Annotated in this window: 20 protein-coding genes and 1 tRNA gene; 11 read left to right on the top strand and 10 right to left on the bottom strand. The window is 51.2% G+C overall.

The genetic code is table 11. From position 1 onward, the window contains the following. Nucleotides 1-2: 2 nt before the first annotated feature. Nucleotides 3-1,046: an anthranilate phosphoribosyltransferase gene (trpD, locus tag SH451x_RS00900; protein WP_479360385.1), complete on the bottom strand. Its 1,044-nt coding sequence runs from the start codon at nt 1,044-1,046 to the stop codon at nt 3-5. Nucleotides 1,047-1,187: 141 nt separating this feature from the next. On the opposite strand from trpD, the gene SH451x_RS00895 reads away from it, so the two are divergent. From SH451x_RS00895 to SH451x_RS00885, 3 genes are read left to right on the top strand one after another with little or no spacing between them, the layout of a single operon-like run. Further along, a complete protein-coding gene (locus SH451x_RS00895) occupies nt 1,188-2,135 on the top strand; it encodes a nucleoside hydrolase (protein ID WP_479360384.1) in 948 nt (315 codons plus the stop codon). Between the two features lie 28 nt (nt 2,136-2,163). Continuing rightward, nucleotides 2,164-3,771, top strand: a complete 1,608-nt coding sequence (locus tag SH451x_RS00890) for a serine/threonine protein kinase (RefSeq protein WP_479360383.1) — start codon at nt 2,164-2,166, stop codon at nt 3,769-3,771. Between the two features lie 50 nt (nt 3,772-3,821). Next, entirely contained in the window at nt 3,822-4,562 is a 741-nt protein-coding gene (locus SH451x_RS00885; RefSeq protein ID WP_479360381.1) for a ferredoxin--NADP reductase, read from the top strand. 26 nt (nt 4,563-4,588) lie between these two features. Here SH451x_RS00885 and SH451x_RS00880 read toward each other — a convergent pair whose 3' ends face one another. The 3 genes from SH451x_RS00880 to SH451x_RS00870 are packed head-to-tail and all read right to left on the bottom strand — an operon-like array spanning nt 4,589 to nt 7,668. Beyond that, nucleotides 4,589-5,380 carry an SDR family NAD(P)-dependent oxidoreductase gene (locus SH451x_RS00880; RefSeq protein ID WP_479360380.1) on the bottom strand — a complete coding sequence of 264 codons (792 nt, stop codon included), beginning with the start codon at nt 5,378-5,380 and terminating at the stop codon, nt 4,589-4,591. 1 nt (nt 5,381) lies between these two features. Beyond that, complete coding sequence (locus SH451x_RS00875) at nt 5,382-6,509, bottom strand: hypothetical protein (RefSeq protein WP_479360379.1); 1,128 nt, start codon at nt 6,507-6,509, stop codon at nt 5,382-5,384. A gap of 37 nt (nt 6,510-6,546) precedes the next feature. Beyond that, nucleotides 6,547-7,668 carry a 6-bladed beta-propeller gene (locus tag SH451x_RS00870; protein ID WP_479360378.1) on the bottom strand — a complete coding sequence of 374 codons (1,122 nt, stop codon included), beginning with the start codon at nt 7,666-7,668 and terminating at the stop codon, nt 6,547-6,549. A gap of 382 nt (nt 7,669-8,050) precedes the next feature. Here SH451x_RS00870 and SH451x_RS00865 point away from each other — a divergent pair, with 382 nt between their 5' ends. Further along, nucleotides 8,051-8,497, top strand: a complete 447-nt coding sequence (locus SH451x_RS00865; RefSeq protein ID WP_479360377.1) for a hypothetical protein — start codon at nt 8,051-8,053, stop codon at nt 8,495-8,497. Between the two features lie 70 nt (nt 8,498-8,567). On the opposite strand, the gene carA is transcribed toward SH451x_RS00865, so the two are convergent. Further along, nucleotides 8,568-9,701 carry a glutamine-hydrolyzing carbamoyl-phosphate synthase small subunit gene (gene carA / locus SH451x_RS00860; RefSeq protein WP_479360376.1) on the bottom strand — a complete coding sequence of 378 codons (1,134 nt, stop codon included), beginning with the start codon at nt 9,699-9,701 and terminating at the stop codon, nt 8,568-8,570. 326 nt (nt 9,702-10,027) lie between these two features. Here carA and SH451x_RS00855 point away from each other — a divergent pair. The 6 genes from SH451x_RS00855 (at nt 10,028) to SH451x_RS00830 (ending at nt 19,688) form a co-directional block, all read left to right on the top strand. Further along, nucleotides 10,028-10,100 (top strand) — tRNA-Gly (locus SH451x_RS00855). Nucleotides 10,101-10,221: 121 nt separating this feature from the next. Further along, the gene (tig, locus tag SH451x_RS00850) at nt 10,222-11,697 is read left to right on the top strand and encodes a trigger factor (RefSeq protein WP_479360375.1); all 1,476 of its coding nucleotides are present in this window, start codon (nt 10,222-10,224) and stop codon (nt 11,695-11,697) included. A gap of 122 nt (nt 11,698-11,819) precedes the next feature. Continuing rightward, a complete protein-coding gene (locus SH451x_RS00845; protein WP_479360374.1) occupies nt 11,820-14,711 on the top strand; it encodes a hsp70 family protein in 2,892 nt (963 codons plus the stop codon). A 134-nt stretch (nt 14,712-14,845) separates the two neighbouring features. After that, entirely contained in the window at nt 14,846-17,956 is a 3,111-nt protein-coding gene (locus tag SH451x_RS00840) for a PVC-type heme-binding CxxCH protein (protein WP_479360373.1), read from the top strand. Then, complete coding sequence (locus tag SH451x_RS00835; RefSeq protein ID WP_479360372.1) at nt 17,953-19,245, top strand: APC family permease; 1,293 nt, start codon at nt 17,953-17,955, stop codon at nt 19,243-19,245. The genes SH451x_RS00840 and SH451x_RS00835 overlap by 4 nt, the downstream gene beginning before the upstream one ends. Nucleotides 19,246-19,277: 32 nt before the next feature. Beyond that, nucleotides 19,278-19,688 (top strand): CoA-binding protein, encoded by a 411-nt coding sequence (locus SH451x_RS00830; protein WP_479360371.1) that lies wholly within the window; start codon nt 19,278-19,280, stop codon nt 19,686-19,688. A gap of 41 nt (nt 19,689-19,729) precedes the next feature. On the opposite strand, the gene SH451x_RS00825 is transcribed toward SH451x_RS00830, so the two are convergent. The 3 genes from SH451x_RS00825 to cyaB all read right to left on the bottom strand — a co-directional run bounded on the left by SH451x_RS00825 (nt 19,730) and on the right by cyaB (nt 22,620). Then, nucleotides 19,730-20,674 (bottom strand): DNA-methyltransferase, encoded by a 945-nt coding sequence (locus SH451x_RS00825; protein WP_479360369.1) that lies wholly within the window; start codon nt 20,672-20,674, stop codon nt 19,730-19,732. A 38-nt stretch (nt 20,675-20,712) separates the two neighbouring features. Continuing rightward, entirely contained in the window at nt 20,713-21,951 is a 1,239-nt protein-coding gene (locus tag SH451x_RS00820) for a PQQ-dependent sugar dehydrogenase (protein WP_479360368.1), read from the bottom strand. Between the two features lie 120 nt (nt 21,952-22,071). Beyond that, nucleotides 22,072-22,620, bottom strand: coding sequence for a class IV adenylate cyclase (cyaB, locus tag SH451x_RS00815; protein WP_479360367.1), 549 nt, complete (start codon nt 22,618-22,620; stop codon nt 22,072-22,074). A gap of 146 nt (nt 22,621-22,766) precedes the next feature. Here cyaB and SH451x_RS00810 point away from each other — a divergent pair, with 146 nt between their 5' ends. Continuing rightward, a complete protein-coding gene (locus SH451x_RS00810) occupies nt 22,767-23,405 on the top strand; it encodes a TlpA family protein disulfide reductase (protein ID WP_479360366.1) in 639 nt (212 codons plus the stop codon). Here SH451x_RS00810 and thiE read toward each other — a convergent pair. Further along, a complete protein-coding gene (gene thiE / locus SH451x_RS00805) occupies nt 23,402-24,430 on the bottom strand; it encodes a thiamine phosphate synthase (RefSeq protein WP_479360365.1) in 1,029 nt (342 codons plus the stop codon). The two genes, SH451x_RS00810 and thiE, sit on opposite strands and share 4 nt — an antisense overlap. Nucleotides 24,431-24,506: 76 nt before the next feature. Next, entirely contained in the window at nt 24,507-25,202 is a 696-nt protein-coding gene (locus SH451x_RS00800; protein ID WP_479360364.1) for an AIM24 family protein, read from the bottom strand. Nucleotides 25,203-25,511: the final 309 nt, after the last annotated feature.

Genomic DNA, 25,511 nt, shown 5'->3' with positions numbered 1-25,511 from the left:
TCTTAAACTTGCGATGCAACTCGATCACTGTTGGTCCGATCGGCCAAACGTTGCAAGATACTGCTCGCGAGTCCGTTATCGATAGCAGCCTCGCAACGATGACGCGCTGAAAGCAGATTGTCTTCTAAACCGACAAGCCAGATACCGGCAGCCGCATTCGCAACGACAATATCGCGGGCTGCATTTCGAACACCCGAAAGAACCAAACGGATCACAGCGGCACTTTCCGCCGCGTTGTCTACCAGCAGGTCATCGACAGAGATCGAGTCGAAACCAAATGTCGCCGGTGTCCATTTTAGTTCCGTGATACCATCCGGCTCAATTAAAAGCACATGGGTCGGCGCTGAAAGGGAAACTTCATCGAGGCCATCTTCGCCACGTACAACAATCGCTCGAAACGCTTGCAGTTCCTTCAACGCAGTTGCCATTTTCAGGGCGAAATCGGCCTTACCAACACCTAAGACTTGGTAGGGAGCCCCGGCGGGGTTACACAATGGTCCCAGAAAATTGAAAAGCGTAGGCGTAGGAATTGAACGCCGAACGGCACTTACATGCTTCATCGCTGGGTGGAGCAGGGGAGCGTAGCAGAAGCCGATTCCAAGATCGTCGATACATTCTTCGACAATTTCACGAGATGCCTCGATGCGAATTCCAAGCTCGGACAGAACGTCGGCCGATCCCGTCGAACTTGTGACGCGACGATTTCCATGTTTAGCAACAGCAGCTCCGGCAGCCGCAGCGACGATGGCGGCCGCTGTTGAAATGTTGAAGGTTCTCGAGCCATCGCCGCCTGTACCGCAAGTATCCAGCAGGTTCGTTCGCTTGGTACGTATGGGAGTCATCGTCGCCCGCAGTGCCTCGGCCGCCCCCACAACTTCCTCGACTGACTCACCTTTTTCGTGCAACGCGATTAACAATCGGCGCATTGCCTGATCGTCAATTGTTCCAGCCAGCATAGCTGATACGATATGATTCATCGTTTCGCGCGTCAGATCGTGCCGGGCTTCGACTTGTTCGAGCGCTTGTTGCATGATTGATTGGTTCATATCGAAAATGGTACACTAAAATTTGCGTTAGATTCCTGGTGAACACGTGTTTTTTGGTGACTTGACACTTAGTTTATCCTTTAATTTTTTTGCTGACTGCATTGTTGCTCCCAGAACACTCGACTTTAGCTAAAACAATCTATGCAAAAACGCATTATCATCGACTGTGATCCGGGGATTGATGACGCAATCGCTTTAATTATTGCGATGTTTGATCCTCGACTTGAGGTCATGGCGATTACCGCAACGGCGGGTTCGGTCGACGGCAGTCTTACGACACGTAATGTGCTCGCCCTGATCGAGCAAACGGATCCACCGCGTCACCCGCGGACTGGTTCGGCTTGTGACCCCGACGATGCCCCCGTATCGGATGCCGCGCTGTTACATGGCAAAGATGGCCTGGGAAGTTGGAAAATTGAGCCGGCTTCACGTCAGCACTTGATCGCCAGCGACAAACTGATGGCTGACGAAGTGCGGGCAAATGCTGGAAAAATAACGCTTTTGTGCATGGGGCCGCTGACGAACGTCGCAAAAATGCTCAACCGGGACCCGAAGCTCGCAACGGCCATCGATCGAATCATCATGGTGGGTGGTGCGATCGATTGTAATGGGGATACGACAGCGGCAGCGGAATTCAACATCCATTTTGATCCGATTAGTGCTGATCAAGTTTTCCGGTCGCCGACAACAAAAACGCTTGTCCCATTAGATATCACGAACCAGCTATCTTTCGGGCTCGATTTGATGGACCTGTTGCCCGCCGAGACATGTCGCGTTGGTAAGGTTTTAAGGGAAATGTTGCCGTATTATTTTCGCTCAATGCGGCAGAACTACGCTCGTGAAGCGATTACTTTGCAGGCCGTTGTCGGTTGGTTGATGCTGACCGAACCCCAATTATTCACTACGCAAGAAGAATTTATCTGCGTCGAGACGGCCGGAAAGCTAACTCGTGGTGCTTTAGTAGCCGATCGTCGTCCTTTTGTGAGTAATCGTGCTAATATGGAGGTAGCAACCAGCATCGACGTAGATGCTGCCTACGTCGCTGTTCAGCGTGCGTTGAAATTCGCGGCTCAGAACACCGGGGATTGATACCTCTCCGCTAACTCAACTGCATTCAATGGTTCGGTCACGCATAGGACCTCTTGCTCTAGAAGTGCCGCTTGGCAAGAGTGGCGGTACGCTCTACCGCGCAATCCACGTCCAGCAACGCAGTCAAGTTGCACTGCGGTTGCTTTCTTTTCCGCTCGGCCTGACGCCTGAAGCGAAGAAGCAATTCATGGACGACGTCGATCGACTGAAAGCGTTGCGGCATGATCACATTGTGCGTTGTTTTGGTGGTGGTTTTGATGGCAATGATGCTTACCTTGTCTACGAATTGATCAGTGGCGAATCACTCGAAGACCAACTCAGTCGCGTTGAGCGATTACCTTGGGAAATAGTCCTGCAATATGGACTTCAGATGTGCGACGCCTTACAGTTCGCCCACAACCAAGGCTGGCTTCATCAAAACTTGAGCACAAGTCAAGTGTTATGCCAGACGGATCAACAAAGTATTAAACTGAGTGATTTTCGCGGGGAGGCGATCAGTCGGCTAGCAAGTCGACCGCGGACGCTTCAAAGTCTCTCATATCAAGCGCCCGAACAATTCACCTCGGGTTTCACACCACACCCAGCCCTCGACCTTTATGCGTTAGGCGCAATCCTTTATCATGCCCTCACTGGCTTTCCGCCGGTGCGAGGCGACTCGATCGAGCACATCCGTCAGCAAGCCCTCAATGCAGAGATCCCGCCGGTCGCAACGGTTGTATTCGATTGTCCGGTGTGGCTCAGCAAGATTGTCGACCAACTGCTTCAGAAGAATCCGGTCCAACGGCCGTTCACGGCAGCAGCTGTTGCGATGGCGCTTCAAGAGGCCGAGCGACGCGCGATGAGCGGGGCGAGCGTCGTCGAACACGCCATGGGAGGCTTTTCGCCACTGCAAATGAATCTCGACAAAGACGAAGCCGAGAAAGCGCTGGGCGTCAAACCGAAAAAGAAGCGAAAATCCGCCAACAGCGATGTTCCCCTCCTTGAACGTCCGCTCGTGTTGATTGCGTGTATCGCTCTGGCAATCGGGCTGACAGCTTATATGTTGATGCCACTGGACGAAGCAACCATGCGACGCCGGGCCGAAAAGCTTTTAGCCAACCAAGATAGTATTTCCTACAACGACGCTCGCGATCGATATCTGATTCCGATGGTCTCTCGGTTTCCAAGTGGCCAGCACCGGGAGTGGGCGGAATCTCAGTTGGAATTTATAGAAATGGTGAACGCCGAAGCCAAAATGGATCGGAATGCTCGCTTCAACCGCGACCCGTCCAGTGAAGGCGAACGTCGATACTCCGAAGCAAGACGATACGAACGATTTGGCGACCGAATCAGTGCTTTGGAACGTTACAAAGCCATTGTAGAACTCTATCAGGAGAACCCGGACGAACGACCATTCGTTAATTTATCGCTGCGACAGATTCGCGAAATTGAAGCGGAGCCTCCCGACAAGGAAGAGCTAAAACGATTCTTGACCGGAAAACTAGATGAGGCAGAACAACTTTACGAACGTGGAGATGTGCTCGCAGCAAAAAAAATATGGGATAGTATTCTGAGTTTATACAACGGCAATGCAGAAATGGTCTCCATCGTGTCCCGCGCGCAAGGCAGAATCGATAGAATGCGTGACGGGTCGTAAGCCGGCCCGGCAAAGGAAACGGATCACGGGTAGACTCTTTTGGGCAGATCATGAAATTTGTAACAGGCACGGTTGTTGGGAAGCGAATCTGGTCCGACGGACTTTTTACCATTCAAGTAAATGCACCCGGAGTCGAGCCCTTTGAACCAGGGCAATATCTTCAAGTTGGAATTCAACGGCCAGACAAACACGTGCACCATCCTTATTCGGTCGCGTCTCCCCACGGCGAAGTTCTCGACTTCTTTGTCGTACGCGTGGATGACGGTCGCTTGACGCCGACACTTTGGTCGTTGACCGTCGGTGACAAGGTCGATGTCTCAACTAAGGCAACCGGCAGCTTTACTCTTTCGCACGTCGATGGCGGTGAAGACCTATGGCTGATTGGAACCGGCACTGGCCTGGCGCCCTATATCGCCATGCTGCGCTGCGAAAGCACCTGGAAGCGATTCAAACGAATCATGCTTGTTCACGGCGTACGCTACGCTCACGACCTGGCGTACCAAGACGAGATGGAAATCTATAAAGAGAAATATTGCGGTAGGTTCCAGTGGCTACCAGTCGTTTCCCGAGAACAAGCCGGTGAAATACTCACTGGTCGCATAACTCAAGTTTTATCATCGGGCTGCTTGGAAAAGCGTGCTGGCATCGACATCACTCCAGCGCACAGCACCGTAATGATGTGCGGCAACCCGGATATGCTCAATGACATGCAAGCGATTTTGCTTGCTCGCGAAATGACTCGACACACTCCCAAAGAGCACGGAAACTTGATTGTCGAACGCTATTGGTAGCTTGATCTTGTTGAGGATGCCGCACGTCAGTGCTCGGGACAATCGGGTTGTTGCCAAATCGACATACCACCGTCAACATAGACCGTTTGTCCATGGATGTGGCTTGCTAAATCACTCAAGAGGAAAGCGGCCGTGCCTCCGCAAACATCGGCGTTCGGAACTTGGCCGTTCGGTGTATGCAATTGCATCCATCGTAAGGTCGCATCGTCAGCGTCTAGCACTTGGTTTGTCAAAGGCGTCCTGACAAGCCCTGGAGCAATAGCGTTCACACGAATGCCGTGCGGTGCCAGTGCCACACACAACGACCGTACCAGACCAGAAACCGCTGCCTTGCTGGCGTCATAAGCAGAGTGATTGGGCTCCGCTAACAAACCGTTGATACTTCCGGTAAAAAGGATTCTTCCAGCGACTTTATTGGCAATCCATTCCCGCGCAAACGCTTGCGATAGAAAATACCCTACCGCTAGGTTCAGGTGCATGGTCTGCTGGAAAGTGGCAATATCCATCTCCAGGAATGGCTTGTCGATAAATACTCCGACGTTGTTGACTAAAATATCGACCGACATCCCAGCTTGACTAGCCGCCCTGGTCAGTATCTCAACACAGGTTTCGACCGGCTGGTTCAAATCACAATAGCGTACTTCGATGCGAACCCCCGAAGCTTTGCAGCGATTGATAGTTTGGACAGCGTCTGCGTTTTCGTTCAAACCTTGCAAGATCAAATCGCAACCAGCCGTCGCTAATGCAACTGCAATAGCGCCGCCGACTCCTTGTGTACCGCCTGTGATCAGAGCCGTTCGTCCTCGCAGATCGATCATGCTATATATCCTGCGACTTCCTAACATAAGCCCGCAGTGGAGCATTTTGACCATCGTCAATAATCACGCAGTCGCGCAGAAGTTCGCGTTCGGTACGCGGCACGGTTGGTCCCAGGGTTGAAGTCCTGCAAAAAATCCCAAAGCGTTTTCCGACCACCTTCCAACCGGTAGCCTCGGAGCCGACTACTTGCACTTGGGTGTAAAGCGGCCACGAATTCCAACTGTTGGCCAGGAACATTGGTTCGCGGCCAATTTCAAACGCTCGCTGGCGACCAAGCATACGCAACAACCAAGGCCAAACGAATACCTTCAAGTAGTAGTGCATCCGACGACTCACCCAGAAAAACACCATGCAACAGGCCCCCAACAAAAAGATGTCAAAGACTGCGGCCGCAAAGGGACTAAAGCAGTATAGCGCCGTAAGACCCGCGCTAATGCTTTTGTTTGCCATCTCCAGCAATGCATCGATGGTGGGAATCGGCGTAATCCAAATCAGCAGTTCAAAGAACAGCTTGATCGTTCCAACAACCAGTAGATTAACACCTGCGAATATCGCCAAGACGACATCCAAAGGCAAAGTCGCAAAGCCAGCAGCCTCGAGCATTGGCGTTTGCATTTCAGGCAAGGGCTCTTCGGAAATCCCACCGAAGATCCGCATACCAACTAATATCACGATCACTGAATAGGTTTCGAGCTTGTCGACGATCAGTGCGAACGGTTTACTTACTTTCGAGAAACGAGGCAGACTTGTAACTACTGTAAGCACCACCATTGCCCAGAATAGGAACTGGTTGGACAGTGGACTACCTTCGGCAAAGAGACTACTACGCTGCGCTAACCAGTCTGGGCCGTAAGTTGCTACGCCGGTTAGGCAGGCCATGCCAAAAAATGGCGAGATCGCTATTGGCGAAAGAGCTCCTAGCCAATCGGTGGCAGCAACGCTCTTTGCAAGCGTATTGGCGCGCTCAATTACTAACTTATCTTCTTCCGATGCCACCAACTCCGGCAAATCCTCCGAAGGTTCACGCCTCTCTTCGGAAATCTGGCTCGCACCGCCCAACGAAACGAATGCGAGTCCAATGAAAAGGCCGGCGAAAATCCGGGCGTAACGACTGTTAAAGATTAGCATTCTTGTACTTGGTCCCTGACGCCGCACCCCTGTGTTATCAGGCTATGCGTTCTAATTTTGTAACTCGCCCGGTGGAAACCCACTCAGCCACGAAGATATTACCTTGGGAATCAAAGCATGCATCGTGGGGGTGAACAAACTTTCCATCGATCCATTGGCTTGGATCTTGGCGAATTTTTTTGTCTGCGTCTGATTTAATCCGGGAAACGTCACTGCACAAAGTCGCCACGGGTTTGTTATCGCTGCCGAGCAACGTCACTTGACCGAGCAGTTCAGGGACGAGCATCAAGTTCTGTTGAGTATCGACGTTCGCTGGCAATCCAAAGCCTTCGATAGTGTCGATATATTCACCTTCCATCGTAAACCGCTGTAACGCATTGTGTGCCCGGTCGGTAACTACGATCACCGGCAAGTGGACATTCCGGCGGTCGATCCAAATCCCATGTGGCGTATTGAAAGTCCCGGCGCCTTCACCCGGGCCGCCGAACTTGCTCACCCATTTGCCGTCGGAGTCGTAGCGATGAATGAAGTATGAGCCATAACCATCGGCTAGTAAAAATCCGCCATCATCGAGGAACGCAAAGTTCGTAGGCATGAACCTATCGCGTCCCCATTCACCATTTCGATTCTCATCTTCACCCTCGGCATATACACCACTTTGCACTGGAGCTCTTGAAGTCCAGACGGTTTCACCTGTCAAAGTAAGCTTTGAAAACGCTTTGACTTGTTTATATCCCGATACGTACAAGAACTGGTCGCTGCCTTCAGTGCGAACTTCTAAGCCGTGTCCGCCACCTTGAAACTCCGTACCGAAAGCTCGCACAAAATCACCCTTGGAATCGAAAACGAAGATGGCTGGATGATCCTTCTTCGACTCAAGCCCTTCGTGAATGACATACAGATTGCCGGCTGCGTCGACCGCAACGTTGTGCGTTGTTTGCCACGTGTAGCGATCCGGAAGCTTTGGCCAGTGGTGGTGAACTCGATATTTATATTCGCCTTCTCCGGTAATGATTTCGTCGGCAGCACGCGAAGAAGTATGAATCGCTGGAGCGAGTGCGAGCGCGGTCGCCCCTACAGTCAGGCTCTTCACAAAATTCCGACGGGAAGCATTGGCGTTCGCAGACACTCGATCGAACTTGTTTTTTTGATGACTCATTTTGGCACCTTAGCGGGAGAGAAAGGAAGGCAGGAATATGGGCCGAATCCACAGCTTAACCAACCGTGGATTCTTGCAAAATATTTTGGCGAGAATAAACGAACGCGAAAGCGAACACATATCGTATCGCAATGACGACATCCACATTACATCGGATCTTATTGTCCAAATGAACAAAAATAAAGTTCGACCCAGATTTCGTCGCTGAAATTGGCAATACCCCTGGGATTTCGCCGTGATTCGAGTTTCTCCAGCCTCAAGCAAGCTCACGAAATTCTACCAAGATTTTTTTGGCATCCAGTTTGTTACTTAAGCGTGCTGGACAACGAACAACTTTGAGTTCGAACCATCGGCAATCAATTGCTCTAAAGGAGTTTGATCAATGAAATCTTCAATACTAAAAATAGCCATCGCAGTGCTAGTCACATCCAGCGGCGTCACCGCTTTTGCCGACGGTCCCAATCGCAATCATTATCGCGGCGGACAAGGATACGGCGGCCCAGGATACGGCTATGCAGGCGGCCCGCGTCATTACAACCCTTACCGCGGAGCAGACTATTACCGGGGAAGCAATCTTGGTGCAGCGCACCTCTATAACTATAACTACGGCCCGCAATTCAACCGCAGCTACAGTTCGCTACGAGTCCCCTATGGCGTACCAAGCACTCGGAGCGTAATCATTGGTTCGGCTCCTGGCTACAGCCAATTTCGCAGCCCATATAACAGCCCATATAACAGCCCGTACAACTATGGACAATATCGACATCCCTATGGCGGTTACAACCGAGCGCCATCCAATTTCGGATTCTCGCTTTACATTGGCCGGTAAGCGATTTAGCTCAAGCCCCTAACAAAAGAGCTCGCAGTTTGACGCTGCGAGCTCTTTTCGTTGCGTAAGATTATTTATTGCGCGAGATAACTTGTTGGAACTGGTCAAACAGGTAGCTGCTGTCATGCGGACCAGCGGAGGCTTCTGGATGATACTGCACGCTGAAGGCTTCGACATCTTTGCGGCGCACACCAGCCACTGTATTGTCATTCAAGTTGCGATGCGTAACCTCCAAGTTGTCAGGCAGAGTAGCTTCGTCAACGGAAAAGCCATGATTTTGTGAAGTGATTTCAACCTTGCCACTGCCGAGCCTCAGGACAGGTTGATTCGCACCACGATGACCAAACTTAAGTTTGTACGTTTTCGCACCGCTGGCAAGCGACAACAGCTGATGCCCGAGGCAAATCCCGAAAACTGGACGTTTGCCCAAGAGTGATTGAATGGTGCTGATGGCATATTCAAGTGGTTCGGGGTCACCTGGACCGTTGCTCAAGAAAACCCCATCCGGCTCTTCTGCAAGCACTTGTTCGGCCGTAGCCGTCCCAGGAAGAATAACAACATCATTCCCACGAGCGGCTAAATGACGAGGAATGTTCCACTTCATGCCAAAATCGAGACATACGACTCGAGGCCGATCGCCTTTGCTTTCCGATTGATCAAAGCAAACCAACTCGTGGAGTTTTTCATCCCAGCGGCGTTTTGCGTGCGGCACGACTTCGCGCACCAAGTCGCGCCCAACGAGTCCGGGACTGCTTTGGGCTTTTGAAATTAAAGATGCGTCGTCCAGGTCGACCGTAGATAGAACACCGCGCATGGCACCACTGGAACGGATGCGTCGTACCAAAGCACGCGTTTCGATCCCTTCGACCGCAATGATATTGTGTTGTTGCAGGTAGTCCTGAAATGACTGCTGCGAGCGATAATTGCTAGCGATGCGGCTATTCTCGCGGATCAAAAATCCGGAAACCTGAGGCTTCGCCGACTCAAGGTCATCGTTGTTGACTCCATAATTCCCGATCAGGGGATAGGTCATCGTCACGATCTGGCCGCGATAACTCGGGTCGGTGAGGATTTCTTGGTACCCGGTCATCGAGGTATTGAAGACGACTTCGCCATCAATTTCGCCTTGGCTGCCGATCGAGTTGCCTTCGTAGATCGTTCCGTCTTCGAGGGCGAGTTTTGCAGGAATTGGTTTTTGAGTCACTGGTCTACCGTACAGGTGGCTGTTAGCCGCTATTAATGAAGAGATATGCTATATAACCACCATCGTATGGGGAGCGGGCAAAATCGAAAAGGGAGACTTCGAAGTCGGCAAAACGTGCCAAAATTCCTGCCTTGATTCTGGCTTCGCCCTTGCAAGGCTCTTGCCGGACCCTATAATCCCCATGCTCTGCACGGAACGAAATGATTTGTGCAGTGAAAAAATCGGGAATCGCGTTCCCTTTTCAGACGCGAATCCGTACCGTTGATCAGCAAGCGTCGATCAGCAAATTATTAAAACCGGACAATCAGTCGGCTGAAAATCGTCTTGCGGGTGTAGCTCAGTTGGTAGAGCACAACGTTGCCAACGTTGTTGTCGTGGGTTCGAATCCCATCACCCGCTCTTCTTTCGCCCTGATTGTCCGTTTTTTTTACCCGCATTAAATCAAACAGCGACTCGTTTCGATTCGCCCACTCATTTCCGCTTCGAAACCATTCGAACCAACTATCCAGCTGAACAAATTATGTCTAGTGACGCCGCTGTAGAGCAACAAAACGACACCAAACTCGACCTACAGACCAAAATGTCGGAGACGGGCGCTTGCGAACGACACTTCGTCGTCACCGTACCGCGCAGCGACATCGACAAGCAGTTCAAGACCGCATTCGATGAAATCGCTCCACAAGCCGAGATGCCAGGCTTTCGCGTGGGCAAGGCACCTCGCAAGCTGCTTGAAAGCCGCTTTCGCACTCAAGTGAAAGAGCAAGTCAAAAGCACACTCGTAATGCAAGCTCTTCAGCAGATCACGGAAGCTGGCGACATCTCCGCTATCAGCGAGCCAGATATGGACTACGGCGCTGTCCAGCTGCCTGACACCGGCGATTTCACTTTCGAATTCACAATCGAAGTTCGTCCTCAGTTTGACACGCCAAACTGGAAAGGGCTTGAGCTAACTCGTCCAACTTTTAACCTGAGCGAAGAGGTGATCGACCAACAAATGGTCCGCACGCTCAGCCGATTTAGTGATGGCGAGGCAATCGATACCGGCGCCGAGCTTGGCGACAAACTGGTGATCAATGCAACGTTCACCACCGGCGGCACACTGATCAGCACGATGGAAGAAGAAAGCGTCACCTTACGCGAAAAACTTTCGTTCGCTGATTGTGAAATCCCTAATTTTGGCGAACTGATGCAAGGCGTCAAAGAAGGGGAATCCCGCAGCACTTCGATTAAAGTGCCCGGCATTGAAGAAAATACCGAGCGTTCTATCGAAGCCACCTTCGAAGTGGACTCGATCTTCCGCCTTGACCCTTCTGCCATTCCGCCGTCAATCCTGGAGACGTTCGGTTTTGATTCGGTCGAAGAAGTCCGAACTTTTGTGCGTGGAGAACTTGAAAAACAACAAGAATTCCAACAACAGCAGCACATTCGCACGCAAGTCACCTCCGAATTGCTCAAGGATTCGAAGTGGGACATGCCTAACACGCTGATTGACCGTCAAACGAATCGCGAATTGCAACGCCGTGTTCTCGAAATGCGTCGCAATGGATCGAGCGAAGATGACATCAAGATTGCTGTGAATGCAATGCGCCGGAACGCTCGTGAGAACACGATCGCAGCTCTTCGCGAACACTTTCTTCTCGAAAAAATCGCCGAAGAAATGCAAATCGAGCCAACTTCAGAAGAATACGAAGCTGAAATCGAAGCGATTGCCGACCAAGCGGAATCGACCGTGCGAAAAATGCGTGCGATGCTTGAGCGATCTGGCCAAATGGACGCGATCCGCAACCAAATTATCGAACGCCGTGTGATCGAGGAAATTATCAAAGAAGCTAAAATAACGGAAGTTGAAGACGCTTCCTTCTTGAAAGCTCTGCCAAACGAATCGGCTATTAACCAATTTGTAATTCCAGTCAACGCTGATTTGCCGGTCGCTAAATACGACGACCGTCCAACAGATGGCGAAAAAGATAGCTCGACCGTAAAGCTCGAACGCTAAACGTTTTGTGATTGGCTGGTCAAACCTAGCGCCACCTTGGAAACAGGTAGCATGACTAGCCTACCTATAGAAAGCTGCTGATTGGACCGGCAGCTATCTGATTTCACGAACAAACTTGCAGCATGACTGCGACGAAACTCTTTGATTCGGCTGCTCCCGCGCGATTTTGCGTTGGGATCGATCTTGGTACGACCAACTGCGCTGTTGCTTACGTCGATTCTCAGTCGCCCAAACCAACCATCCAGCAGTATCAGATCGCACAATTGGTCGATCTGGGAACAATCGAACGACGCACAACATTACCGTCGTTCCTCTACCACTTTCCAGCCGATACGCCTGCACAAAGTACTGGCGTCATCCACGAACTAGACAGCAAGTACTGTGTCGGTTGGTATGCAAGGACGCGGGGTGCGGAACAACCGCAGCGTCAGATCGCTTCGGCCAAAAGCTGGCTCTGCCATGGCGGAATCGACCGGACGGCGAAACTGCTGCCCTGGCACGCAGATGACGACATCGCCCAAATGTCACCTGTTACGGCCTGCAGTCGCTACCTCGCGCACATCCGATCTTGTTGGGACAAAGAACACCCCGATGCGCCTTTGGCAGAACAAGACGTAGTGGTCACATTGCCAGCATCTTTTGATGAAGTCGCGAGGGAGCTGACCATCGAAGCTGCGAGAGAAGCGGGGCTACCGAAGATCTTGCTGATCGAAGAACCGCAGGCTGCCTTTTACGCTTGGCTAGCAGATCATCAAAACGACTGGGATCAGATTGTATGCGATGGGCAAACGATCTTGATTTGCGACATTGGTGGGGGCACCACCGATTTCACTTTGATTCGTGTCCGGGAAATCGACAAGAGCGTCCACAACACTTCCGCTGCACTTGAGCAACAGTATGGTCTGCATCGCGTCGCGGTAGGGGATCATTTGCTGTTGGGGGGGGATAACCTTGATGCTGCTTTGGCGGCAAAACTAGAACAAACAGCTGCACAAGCGGGAGAAGCAGAGATAACATCGCGGCAATGGGATTCATTGCGACTGCGGTGTAGGCAAGCGAAAGAGACTCTCCTTTCTGAGTCGCCGCCTGAGGACTACAAATTGCATCTGCCGGGCACCGGAAGGCGACTGATTGATTCGGGCCGCAATTTCATAATCACGCGAGACGACGCCAAAAGTCTGCTGCTGGATGGATTCTTTCCTTACGCTAGCATCGATTCCCAACCAGAATCTGAGCAAGTGGGTTTTCGAGAATTCGGGCTGCCGTTCGCCAAAGATCCCGCAGTCACCAAACACCTTGCAAAATTTCTTTGGGAACATCGCTTCGCTGGGCGAAAAGACGACGATCCCGCATCAGCCCGTGACCTTCTTGCCGCGCGACCCGATTGGATTTTGTTCAATGGCGGCGTCACTTCTTCCGCTTTGATAAGACAGCGAATTTGCAGCCAGATCGATTCGTGGTTTGCGGAAGCTTCGGGTGGCGATTGGAACTGCGGGGAGTTGAAGAGTTCGTCACTAGATTTAGCAGTATCGCGCGGAGCGGCGTATTTTGCGTTGGTTCGACGGGGTGAAGGTCTTGCGGGCGGGCAGGGCGTCCGCATTGATGCTAGACTTGCTCGTGCCTACTTCCTGTCAGTACAAGAAATCCCTCCTCGTGTACTGTGTGTTATGCCAGCGAACGCGCAGACGCTTGAGCACCATGAATTTGCGGACTGTTCGATCGACGTCCAAGTAGGCACTCCGGTCCAGTTCCCGATATTTTACAGTAGCACGAGACTAATAGATCATGCTGGCGATATAGTCGATTTGGAAGTCGATATAATGCTGCCGTTGCCGATGATACAAACAGTTCTGCAGGGCAAACGCGGCAAAAAAAGCCGAACTGTGCCGGCAATTGTCGAGAGTGCGTTGTCGGAAATCGGCACACTGCAATTGTACCTACATGCGACGTCGGACTCATCCGAACTTGCTGACCAAGCAACGACTCAGGAACGCTGGAAGCTAGAATTCGATTTACGTTCAACTGTTCAAACCGATCGGCAACACCATAGCGGACTCGCAGAACGCTCAGGTATCTTGAGCTTAACGACACTTGCGAATGCCGAAGCAGTCATTACGCGAGTGTTTGACTCTAAAGCGGCCATTCCATCGACGAAGAATCTAATGCGAGAACTCGGCGATGCGCTTGAGCTTCCCAGGGCCGACTGGCCAGCATCGTTGCTGCGTGAACTTTGGTCTACCACGGTCGAAGTCGACCGCTCGCTTCGCAAATCACCCGAAGCAGAAGCGCGTTGGTTAAGCGTATTAGGCTATTTCCTACGCCCCGGTTTTGGGTTCGCGGCGGACGACTGGCGAGTTGCTCAAACGTGGCGTGCGGTGCAAGGCAAACTTCAGAATCGCGGCAATGCCAGCGAAGCAATCATTTTGTGGCGTCGTATAGCTGGCGGGTTCACTCCGGGGCAACAGCAAACGTTACTCGAAGAGAGTCGACCGCTCTTGACTAAAATCACTCAAGCCAATCTCTCTGGAGTTTCTAATGGCTATGCCAGTGAACTTCTTCGCTTGGTTGGGTCTTTAGAACTGATCAGCGCGACGGAAAAGCAGCTTCTGGTGCAGATGTTGTTAGTGGCTTTGTCCAAAGAAAAACTGAAGCCTCTGGCAAGTGCACTCCTGTGGGCAATCGGCAGGATCGTGTCGCGACAACCTGTTTATGGTCCGCTAAATTGCGTCTTGAGTTCCGGTTTTGCAGAATCGATCGCTCTAAAACTTCTAAAGTTGAAAATTGATGATCAACTGATTGCGAGCAGCCTTGTTCAAATCGCTCGAATGACAGGCGATCGCTATCGCGACCTTTCGCAGAACGTACGCCAACAAGTAATCTCCTACTTAAAATCGCATGGCAACAACGAGCGTTACTTGCGGCAAGTACAAGAGGTTTTGCAACTGGACAGCGCTGACGCAGCAGAGATTTTGGGCGAAAGCCTCCCGTTAGGAATCCAGTTGAGGTCGATTTAGCGGTGCATTGCGCTAAAGCGTAGCGTCGCATAATGGACCTGGAGCACGTCGTGATTTATAGTAGAAGCGATTTTCGTGGACGCCACGAACTCCCTCAAGCCTGTCCTTCCTCCCGCCTTAACAGGAACTTTTCTATGCTCTGTACGTTTCGCACGGCTCCATTGCGAAGAACGCTGGTTGTCGCAACCTTCGTTTTGTTTCTGGGAGACATTGGACTCGCTCAGAAACTTGAAGTGCCTCGTCGACACGACCGTCCACCTGGGCCACCGATTACAGCTCAAGAAGCCGTAGCAAAAATGACCGTCCCTCCAGGTTTTCGCGTCGAGATCGTGTCCGCGGAACCAGACTTGGTGAACCCGGTCGCAATGGCAATCGACGAGCAAGGTCGATTCTGGGTCACTGAGAGCGTGGAGTATCCTCGGATGGATGCCGGTGTTGGGAGAGACCGCATCAAAGTACTCGAAGACACCGACGGAGATGGGCGTATCGACAAGACTACGGTATTCGCAGATGGGCTGAACATTCCATCTGGTATTGCCGTCGGTCACGGCGGCGTCTGGGTAGCGAACTCACCTGATTTGCTTTTTCTTGAGGATACGAATGGCGATTTGAAAGCCGACAAACGGTCGGTTGTAGTTACTGGTTTTGGTCGCACCGATACACACGAGCTTCCGAGTGCCTTCACCTGGGGACCCGACGGTTGGCTATACGGGCTCAACGGCGTATTCAACTACAGTAATGTCTCTTACTCAAAAGAGAATCCTAACTACAGCGACGATCATCCTGGCTGGGAGTTTACCTGCGCACTGTGGCGAGTTGATCCCTGGACTAAAAAGTTTGAAGTGTTTGCGGAAGGCACGAGCAACCCATGGGGCGTAGCGATTGACAATCGAGGCGAGTTCTTTTTATCTGCTTGTGTCATCGATCACCTGTGGCATATTGCTGAAGACGCATATTACATTCGGCAGGGGGGACCTTACCCGGCTAATACTTGGCCGCTCCGCTCCATCGTTGATCATCACCATCAGAAAGCGGCATATTGCGGGATAACCTATTACGATAGCGATGCTTATCCCGAAGAATATCGGCATGTGTTGTACATGGGCAATATTCACGGCGGGTGCTTGAACAGTGACGTTGTCCAACCGAAAGGCAGCTCTTATTTTGGAAAGCCTAAGCCTGACTTGGTCACCGCAAACGATGCTTGGTTCATGCCCGTTGCCCAGTTAACTGGGCCTGATGGTTGCATCTACATCTTGGATTGGTACGACCAGTATCACTGCTATCAGGACGCCAATGCAGATCCGGAAGGTGTTGAACGTGCACGTGGTCGACTCTATCGTTTGGTCTACGAGGGGAACGATCCCAGTGCCAAAAAGACACAGCTTGCCGGTACTGGTTTTTCGAAACTAGGCAGCACCGAACTTGTCGAACTGCTCAAAAGTGCGAATGGTTTCGAGCGCTGGACAGCACAGCGCCTGCTCGCGGAAAAATCTGAAAAGTCGAGTGTTAAGGCGTTGGTTGCGTTGCTCAATGATCAGTCTCAGGACGAACGCACTCGGATGCATGCTCTCTGGACAATCGGCAGCATGAAACACGACATCGTCGATGTCGCACTGCTAAGCTCCCTTGCTAAAGAACTTCCCGCGTCACTGTCATCTTGGTGCATTCGCTTGCTAGGAAATGAAGCAAGCCTTGGAAATGGAGCGGCGGAGCAAGCATTGGTGGCAGCGGCCAAGTCAAACGCGTACAGGACGCAAGACGCAGCTCTATGCCTTGACTTGGTTTCAGCAGTTACAAAGTGCTCTTCGACGCCAGCAGCGATTCGGGCTGAACTCATACTCACGGTTGCAGCCCAGCATTTAAGCGATGAAACCATCCAACACGTTGCATACAATTGCCTACGAGAAGTGGCCGACGATCCCGATGCGATCAAGACGATCGTAGATGGCTTTAGTTCGGCAAGCTCGTTTGGTCCGTTTGCTGCAAAGTGGTCCAAAGGATTTCTCAACTTTAGTACCGATGCGACCAATATTTCAGAAGAGCACGTGGCCGCCGTTGTGCACGCCTTCCTCCGTGCGTCCAAGAACGACGAAGCGTTAAAGAAGGCGACTCTCTCGTGGGTGCACGAAAATGCTTTGCAGAACGGCGAAGACGCAAAGACGCTCGACGCAGTCATCGCTGCGCAATGCAAATCGACGGTACAGCAGCTTGCTCGAGAAGAGTCCTCTGTGTCCGACAATGCTACTCTCGTGATGGCCGTGTGGAAGGACAAGATGGCGATGGACCAAGTTGCCAAACTGGTTGTGTCTGACAATGTGTCGACCGAGGGCCGAATTGCTGCCCTCAAGACGCTCATCGTTTCCGGTTCAGATCGAGTGACTGAACTGACAGCGGCTGTTTTGGAAAACCCCAAAACAGACAATTCCACACGAGGGGCAATCATTGACACGCTCGGGATAAGCGACAAAGAATCGACGGCAGCGTGGCTATTGGAAAATTTTGCCAAGCTCGATCAGGGGCTACAGACGAAAGTCATTGAGTTGCTGAGCCAGCGGCCGGCGTGGACCAGATTGCTCTTGGCGGACGTTGCAGCGAAGCGCATCCCGACGGAACGTTTCAATCTCAATCAGTTGCGCCGGATTGCTTCTTTTAAGGATTCCGATATCCGCAGCAGCGTAGAGGAAATCTTTGGGCAGATCCGCAGTGATTCGGGCAACCGTCAAAACGTTGTAAATCGAATGCGCGACATGCTTGGCGGAATGGGCGGAGACCCTTACGCTGGCCGCGAGGTTTACAAACGCGTTTGCTCTCAGTGCCATTTACTGCACGGGGAAGGCTTCTTGGTCGGTCCCGATATTACCCGAAATGGTCGAAACAATTGGCAACAGTTGATTCAGAATGTGTTCGACCCGTCTGCTGTAATCGGGCCAGGTTTCCAAGCTGTCAGTATCTTGACGAACGACGATCGGATTTTGACCGGTCTGCCAGTGGAAGAAACGGAGCAGGCGATCACGCTAAAGATGCAAGGTGGCAAAGTTGAAACGATTTCACGAAGCTCGATCGAGGAGATCAAACGGGGTGAAGTTTCGCTGATGCCGGAACAAATAGAGAGCCAAATGACTCCACAGGAGATGGCCGACTTATTTGCATATTTGGCATTAGACAATCCACCAGAAGACCCCAACGCACAGTTGCTTTCGGGTGCCCCTGCGTTGCAAATCCGCGAAACGGTCAAGCCGTGAGCGAGTCTGGCAAAGGTAATATTCGTCTCGCGTCGGCCATTTTTTTGGTCGTCGCCAATATGATCGGTGCCGGCGTATTCACAACGTCTGGTTTTAGCCTTGGTTCACTTCAGTCACCATTTTGGGTGATGCTCGCATGGCTTGTTGCCGGTGTGATCGCGATATGCGGGGCGGCAAGCTACAGTGCGTTAGGAGTACATTTTCGAGAGTCTGGAGGCGAGTATCTCTTCCTTTCACGAACAATTCACCCAGCGGCTGGTTTCGTCGCGGGCTGGATAAGCTTAATCGCTGGATTCACCGGTCCCATCGCATTGGCCGCCAAATCTTTCGCTGTCTATGTGGGGCCATTGATCTTTACGAACGAGATCTTAGAGAGACCAATCCAACTGAATACTATTGCCGTCGTGGCGATTTGCTTTGCCGCTGCGGCCCATGGTCTGCACGCAAAAGTTGGTTTGTTGCTTCAGAACTTGCTGGTCGCCATGAAGCTCGCTGTGCTTTTCGTTCTGATAGGTTTTGCCCTCAACGCGCCGAGTATCGAACAACCGACGGCAGAATTCTCGGCATTCAATTTTGCTGACAGTCTGGTCTGGATATCGTTCAGCTATTTGGGCTTTAACGCAATCGTATATGCTGCCTCTGAGATTAAGAATGTAGAGCGAACTCTTCCAATAGCGACTTTTGTCGGAACATCGATCGTGATTGTGCTCTATTTGCTGTTGAACTATGCGTTCGTCTACAAAGCTCCGTTCGAATTGGTTGTTAACAGACCAGATATTGCTGCCGCAAGTGCTGATTATCTTGGCGGGGCAACGCTAGCCACAATTGTTCGTATCGTCATTGGGATAGCACTCTTAACTTCCGTTTTTGCCATGATCATGCTGGGGCCACGCGTCTATTCGCAGATGGCAGTCGATGGACTACTACCCAACGTTTTTCGGGATCCAAGTAGTTTCAAAGCGATTGCGATTCAGGCAGTCTTAGCCATCGTTGCGGTCTGGGTAAGCTCGCTGGACGATCTGCTGCAATACTTGGGGCTTACGCTTTCGATTTCGTCGGCGCTCAGTATTGCCACACTGTTTAAACTCAAGTCAAAGGGGGCAGCGCTCAGAATACCATTTTGGCCGATTCCGCCGATCGTATTCATAACGGCAACGTCCGGTTTGGCTGTTGTGTACAGTATTAATTCGCCCTGGAAAGCTTTCGCATCCTTCATCACCATCGCTGTCGGAATTGTGGCGTATTTTTTGCTCCAACCAGGCTCGACTCGCCGCCAGCAATCGAAGTGAGCGTTTAAGCCCTATTAGTATTGGAACAGACAATGGCAGACATCGAGCTATTTTTTTCCGCAAAGACCTACGCAGTCGCCGGAGCGTCGCGCGACCGTAGCAAGTACGGCAATAAAGTCCTTCGAGCGTTGCTGTACGAAAAACATGATGTAGTCGGTATTCATCCGACTGAACAGGAAGTTGAGGGAGCGGTCGTATACCCGTCTCTGGAAGTTGTGCCCCAAGCAATCGAAAGTTTGTCGATTGTCACACCACCCGCAGTGACTCGACAAGTCGTCGCTGACGCAATCGCAGCAGATGTTAAGAACATCTGGATGCAACCGGGAGCGGAAGATGCGATGGCTATTCGCCTCGCGGAAGAAAACGGCGTGAACGTTATTGCCGACGGGCCATGTGTGCTAGTAGAACTTGCAAGACGGTCAACCGATAGCGAGAAGAGTTAACCTTCGACGGATTATTCTCACCTTTTAAATCGACGCACCGACTATTCGAAAAGCTGATGGCTTTTTGAAGGCTTTTTCTTGCTCTTGGGTTTTGCCGTACCGCGTTGACGAGCTTTCAGGGCTTGTTCAGAATTTGTCGCAGGCGCGCTGACACGAGGTTCTTCGGCTCCCTCCAAGCGGTCTCCCACTTGAACCGCATCTAACCTGGCTGTTCCCCGCTGCACGTAATCTTCCGAAAGCTCAAACCCGATGTAACGTCTACCAAGTTTCTTTGCAACCGCCAACGTCGTCGACGAACCACTGAAAGGATCGAGCACAATGTCGTCGGGATTTGAGCAAGCGCGCACAATCCTGCCTAAGAGCTGCTCTGGCATTTGGCAGCCGTGAAAGCCAGCTCGTTCTTTGAATGTTCCAGCCACGCGAGGGAAATACCAAGTATCTTCTTCGCCGCTAAACCCATCTGGCAAATCCTGAGGACGAAGTATCCATGTGTCGTCTGGAAGACGTCCCTTAGGATTGGCACGTTTGTCGCCATAGACCAACTGCCGGGCGGATGGAACAGACACATCTGCTACATTGAAGACGTAATCGTTGGGGTTTTTAACAAAATAAAAGAGATGAGCGTGCGAACGCGTGAACTTATATTTGCAATGCACGCCAAAAGTGTAATACCACACTACCCAGTTGCGGCAGAAGAATCCTAGTCCCTGGGCCGCAATTTTTAGTTCCGCAGCATATTCATCGCCAATCGCTAGCCAGAATGCCCCATTGGGCATGAGGACGCGATGCACCTCTCGCATCCACTCGCTACACCAGTGCACGTACTCGTCACTCTCTAAACGGTCTTCGTACTGGTCGTATTTATAGCCAATATTGAATGGCGGATCGGCGAACGCCAGCTGAATCGAGCCCTGCGGCAGCGACTGCATTCCTTGTACGCAGTCACCGCAGTTAATCTTTCCAAGCAGGCCAACTTGTTCCGTCATTCGTATACCGTCTGTAGAGCCACAACTAAAAGCGACGTCTACTTACTCGCGCCGCTTGCGAACTTGAAGATGATACCACCACTGGTCGTCGTTGTGAAATAGACTTCACCTTCCTGGTCCTCACCGAACGTGACAATCGGCAAATTCTGCGACCATTCGATGACGCGGTTTTCGACAACTTTGCGTGTATCCTTATCGATCTTCAACGCCCAAAGTCGACCAGACACATAATCGCCATAGAGATAATAGCCTTTGAGTTCTGGAACAGCGTTACCTCGATAAACGACACCACCGGTAATGGACTTACCAATTTTGTCTTCATGCGGATACTCCCAAATTGGATCGGTCATTTGAGAAATGGAGTTTACTTTATTGCTTTTGGCTTCATGCAATCCTTCACGCGCACTCCAACCATAGTTACCACCTCGTTCAACGAGATCAATCTCTTCCCATTTGTCCTGCCCGACGTCTCCAACGTAAAGGTCTCCTGTTTCACGATCAAAGCTCATGCGCCAAATGTTACGAAATCCATATGCGAAAATTTCCGGACGCGCGCCTGATTGCTTAACAAATGGATTATCTTGAGGAATTGCGTAAGGCAGGCCAGGTGATTTATGGTCTATATCAAAGCGAAGGATTTTCCCTAAGACAGTCGTTAGGTCTTGAGCCGATTGGAGCGGGTCATCACGAAGCCCGCCATCGCCCATTCCGATATACAAGTATCCATCAGGACCAAAATCAATAGTACCGCCGTTATGATTCCAATATGGTTGCTTGATCTGCATGAGAACTTCCTCGCTCGCAGGATCAGCTTTGTTAGGATCATCTTTTGACACCGTAAAGCGTGACACGTAGCTCAATTGCGGTTCACTCTTGTTGGTGTAGTACAGAAAGAACTGCCCGTTACTTTTGTAGCTCGGGTGAAACGCCAAGCCCAGCAGGCCTTCTTCGTTTTGCCGATCGTCGTAAACCGTTCGGTCGGTTATATCTAGAAACTCAGCAGGCTCTTCGTCCGTTTGAGGGTTGGGCAATACAAAGATCTTGCCCTTCTGTGAACCGATAAACAAACGGTTGCTACCGTCACCTGCGTGATCGATAAAAATGGGACGATCAACTTGGAAGTTCTCGTAGGCTTTAACTACGTGCACAGCGATGGGCGACTGGTCCACGCTTTCAAAATCAATTTTCTGTGACCAGCCAACTTGGCTGGCTCCCAACAACATGGCCAATGGCAGCACGGCCGCTGAACACGCCTTAACGAAGGTATAGGTTGTCATCAATGTCTCTTCGGGGTAAGAAAAGGTACAAAAAGTGCGTTCCGAACATTTGGCTCGCCTGCACATTATTACATCGATTCAATCCGACTAACACTACCGAATGGGCAGACGGCGCACGAATCAAGCTTTACCCTTCAATTGCAACAATTGTCGCAAGTAGCTTCGCGGCTCCGCTGCCCCCAGGTCTAGCGCTGTGGCCATCGCCGTGACGCGAGCAGCCCCCGCCGTCCGATCGCCATCTGAATCGACCAACGTCTCTATTTCTACGAAATTGCCTAATTCTTCGACTTGGTCAACAGCGACCACCAGGTTAGCCAGATCCGGCTGCGTGTAGATGTCGCGGATCTTGCGAACTTCATCAGCCACCGAAAATCCCAGTTTTGCCCACAAATCCATCCAACTTGCAAAGTCACCGCCAACGGGCAATTCGATTTCGGTCCGAATTTTTACTTCCCCTGCTTCCCGCTTTCCTTTGTACGTCACAACCATCGATTCGTTGACTTGACGCACTCGGAAAGCCTCTCCCGTTTCTGCGAAGCTCCTAACCGGATGGCGAAGGTACGTATCGATATGTTTTTCCTGACTGCCGCATGAAAAACCGGCCGCAGTCAGGTTTCCAATGACATTCTCGATGCATTCAACACGATACTTTTGTTCGATCTCGAACATATTCTTGCAGTCCTGGATAAGTACAGAAGGTCAGCGGCCACAGATGACGAATTTGTTTACGACGTTATCATAGATTTGAAAGAGGGAATTGTCATTCGCGTCTTGTAGCGTATCAAGCCTCTCCAATTTCCCGCTTACCAATATGAATGATGTCCGCATCTAGTCCGACTGGAAAGCTTGCTCCCGAGTCAAGCACGCCACCAAAAACAAGCCTATTTCCACTCTTGGGCGCAGGCGTTTTTATGTTGTTAGGCATTTTGGCATTGTTGTACATTGGCCGCGACGTTTCCTCGCTACGAAATGCTCCTATGCCTAACATTGATGTGGCGCCGATGCTGGGAACGAACCTAGAGCCGACCAATGAAAATCTGATTGGAAAGATTGTGGTCTTTCATTTCTGGGGACCGTGGCAAGCGGACAGCCTAACGGAATACGCTGAATTCAGCGAGCTTTACTCGAACTATACCGATGCTACGGAGGTTCAATTTATAAGTGTGGCTTGTGACCCCAGCCAGACAAACGATCGTAAAGCATTACAAGAATCTACTCAAGAGACCTTGAACCAGTTGAAGATTAGCATGCCGATTTTTGCTGATTATTCGATGTACACTCGTGCTCAAATTGCTAAATCTATGCCGGCGGGCGGCTTTGAATACCCGATGACGATTTTGGTGGATCAAAGAGGCGTCGTTCAAGACTTCTGGCGAGGCCGTAGCCCGGGCGTTATGAAAAAAGTTGCTGCGAAAATCGACGAGCTGAGAAAACAACCGCCGCCCGCAAGTTAGTTGCGCAGGATATCGACAAAGCGTTTTGTGGCATCCACTGGGTTTGCCGCCGACCAGATCGCAGCTGAAACGGCAATTCTATCCACCCCTGCTTTCCGTACTTGCGCCACGTTATCGAGCTTGATACCACCGATGGCAAACGCGGGGCAAGTCGCCAGTTGTGCTGCCTCTCGGAGAAAGTCAAGCCCGGCAAATGTGTCGAAAGACTTTGTCTGGCTTGAAAAAGTCGGTCCGCAGCCGACGTAATCAACATTGTCATGCAGCGCGTCTACTAACTGCTGACGGTTGTGCGTCGACACACCTAGCCATTGCTTTGGCTTGAGCAGCCTCCGCGCCATCGCGGGAGTAATGTCGGTTTGCCCTAAATGCACGCCATGGGAATCGGATAAAGTCGCTAAATCGACTCGATCGTTGACAATAATCTTCGTCTTCTCTAAATCGATCTCGTCACAGAGCGTTTTAATTCGTTGCATAATCACCGTTGACTCGGCAGATTTGTCGCGAATTTGGATAAGATCGGCGCCTGCCTGTGAAATCGATTTTACTCGCGTCACAAATTCTGCCTCGCTCAACTCGCAACTGACAAGCACATATAGCCGAGCGTTTTTTAGAAACTCCTGATCCCGCTGCAAAATCAACAACAACTGCGAGTTTGCAGTGTAGGCGCGATAGCGAAGCTGCTCAACACAAGTAGCCGCCGAGGGGACTTGTTCGACCGATTCCAATTTCAAACACTCCTCGATACACCGGAGCGATTGTTCGACTCGAGAGGCGGCAGCACAGGCAATACTCGATATTGAATCTCGCCTATATTCCGAATCGCTGCTTACTTCAGTCCCAACATCTTGAGGCGTATTGCGAGCTAGATATCGATCTGCTCCGACAGATTGGCTGACGATGTTCGTTAACTCATGCCGAAGGTGCTTGTACGCGCTACATAAGGCGACATTGTCCAAGGAAAACCGAGCCAAATCTTCCAGCGTGCGCAGCCCTTCAGATGCTCGATTCATATTTGCATCGAGCATTCGGAGTATCGCAAAAGGAAGGCTCGAATCCATCTTTTTTTACCGCGCTGAGCTAGTGAGGATGCATAACGAACTACTAACTAGACCCGTGTTGCAAATACACTTCTTCGTAAGGCTGGATGACCACAAAGCCATTGCCACGAAAAAGCATTTGAACGCTCTCGCCAGAACCGCGGCCAAAAAACGTCTTTAACGATACGTCCGTTTTAAATTCCGGTTGCAGCGAACCACTCCAAGCGATTGTTGCGTTTGGATCGGTTACTACAGGATTATCTGGCGTGACGATTAGCGTCAACGGGTCGTAATGCGTCGTTATGGCGAGCATTCCTGTGCCGCTGACATAAATATTGAACAGTCCGCCGGACAACATGGCCGTGACCTTTCGCATCATCCGGATATCGAACTGAAGCGTATCGTCGAGTGCCAGGACATCGTTACCGTTCACGAAGATAGCGTCGTTATTCAGCTCAAGGACTGTGACTTTCTTTCCGGCATCGGCCAAATACAACTTACCGTTTCCAGTTGCTTTTGTAAGCCTAGCGCCTTCACCCGAGACCGCCTTCTTCAGAAGGTTGCCAATGCCGCGATCGAGCACGCCTTCTCGGGTGAATTTAATGTTTCCGCGATACGCCACCATGGAACCGGTCTTGGTCCAAATCATGCCGTCCAAATTAATTTCCAGCAAACGGTCGCTTTCCAGTTCAAACTCGCCCTGGCCACGGTCCTTCTGTGCCGTTGACTGGACAAAGTCGTTGATGCCATATCGGCCCATCGCAGTTCTCCCAAATTGGCGTCGCACTAGATTTCGTCGCTTACAATCGACATATGCATCTATTGTTGGGCAAATGCAACGCGATGAAAACTATGGGCTAATAATTTTTGAAAGGCAAGAACTAAATGCAGTGAACGAATATTTTGAGATCTGATATATTGAATGCTAGGGCAGAGCTCCTTGAGACCGGTTCGGCAGGGCAGCCGCTGATGCCTAGGATCGTCGGCCTCTATGTTCACGTCAACGTTGCAGCCATGATCACGGCAATTCGTATTGCGTCCATGGTCGGGCTTCTAGAAGATCGGCGAC

This window comes from Njordella aestuarii, from assembly GCF_056494165.1.
Note: the sequence above shows the minus strand (reverse complement) of the source record. Positions and strands in the feature narration are given on the sequence as shown.

Coding starts and splice junctions, on each gene's coding strand:
- trpD (WP_479360385.1), bottom strand. CDS start 1,046: ATGAACCAATCAATCATGCAACAAGCGCTCGAACAAGTCGAAGCCCGG.
- SH451x_RS00895 (WP_479360384.1), top strand. CDS start 1,188: ATGCAAAAACGCATTATCATCGACTGTGATCCGGGGATTGATGACGCA.
- SH451x_RS00890 (WP_479360383.1), top strand. CDS start 2,164: ATGGTTCGGTCACGCATAGGACCTCTTGCTCTAGAAGTGCCGCTTGGC.
- SH451x_RS00885 (WP_479360381.1), top strand. CDS start 3,822: ATGAAATTTGTAACAGGCACGGTTGTTGGGAAGCGAATCTGGTCCGAC.
- SH451x_RS00880 (WP_479360380.1), bottom strand. CDS start 5,380: ATGATCGATCTGCGAGGACGAACGGCTCTGATCACAGGCGGTACACAA.
- SH451x_RS00875 (WP_479360379.1), bottom strand. CDS start 6,509: ATGCTAATCTTTAACAGTCGTTACGCCCGGATTTTCGCCGGCCTTTTC.
- SH451x_RS00870 (WP_479360378.1), bottom strand. CDS start 7,668: ATGAGTCATCAAAAAAACAAGTTCGATCGAGTGTCTGCGAACGCCAAT.
- SH451x_RS00865 (WP_479360377.1), top strand. CDS start 8,051: ATGAAATCTTCAATACTAAAAATAGCCATCGCAGTGCTAGTCACATCC.
- tig (WP_479360375.1), top strand. CDS start 10,222: ATGTCTAGTGACGCCGCTGTAGAGCAACAAAACGACACCAAACTCGAC.
- SH451x_RS00845 (WP_479360374.1), top strand. CDS start 11,820: ATGACTGCGACGAAACTCTTTGATTCGGCTGCTCCCGCGCGATTTTGC.
- SH451x_RS00840 (WP_479360373.1), top strand. CDS start 14,846: ATGCTCTGTACGTTTCGCACGGCTCCATTGCGAAGAACGCTGGTTGTC.
- SH451x_RS00830 (WP_479360371.1), top strand. CDS start 19,278: ATGGCAGACATCGAGCTATTTTTTTCCGCAAAGACCTACGCAGTCGCC.
- SH451x_RS00825 (WP_479360369.1), bottom strand. CDS start 20,674: ATGACGGAACAAGTTGGCCTGCTTGGAAAGATTAACTGCGGTGACTGC.
- SH451x_RS00820 (WP_479360368.1), bottom strand. CDS start 21,951: ATGACAACCTATACCTTCGTTAAGGCGTGTTCAGCGGCCGTGCTGCCA.
- cyaB (WP_479360367.1), bottom strand. CDS start 22,620: ATGTTCGAGATCGAACAAAAGTATCGTGTTGAATGCATCGAGAATGTC.
- SH451x_RS00810 (WP_479360366.1), top strand. CDS start 22,767: ATGATGTCCGCATCTAGTCCGACTGGAAAGCTTGCTCCCGAGTCAAGC.
- thiE (WP_479360365.1), bottom strand. CDS start 24,430: ATGCTCGATGCAAATATGAATCGAGCATCTGAAGGGCTGCGCACGCTG.
- SH451x_RS00800 (WP_479360364.1), bottom strand. CDS start 25,202: ATGGGCCGATATGGCATCAACGACTTTGTCCAGTCAACGGCACAGAAG.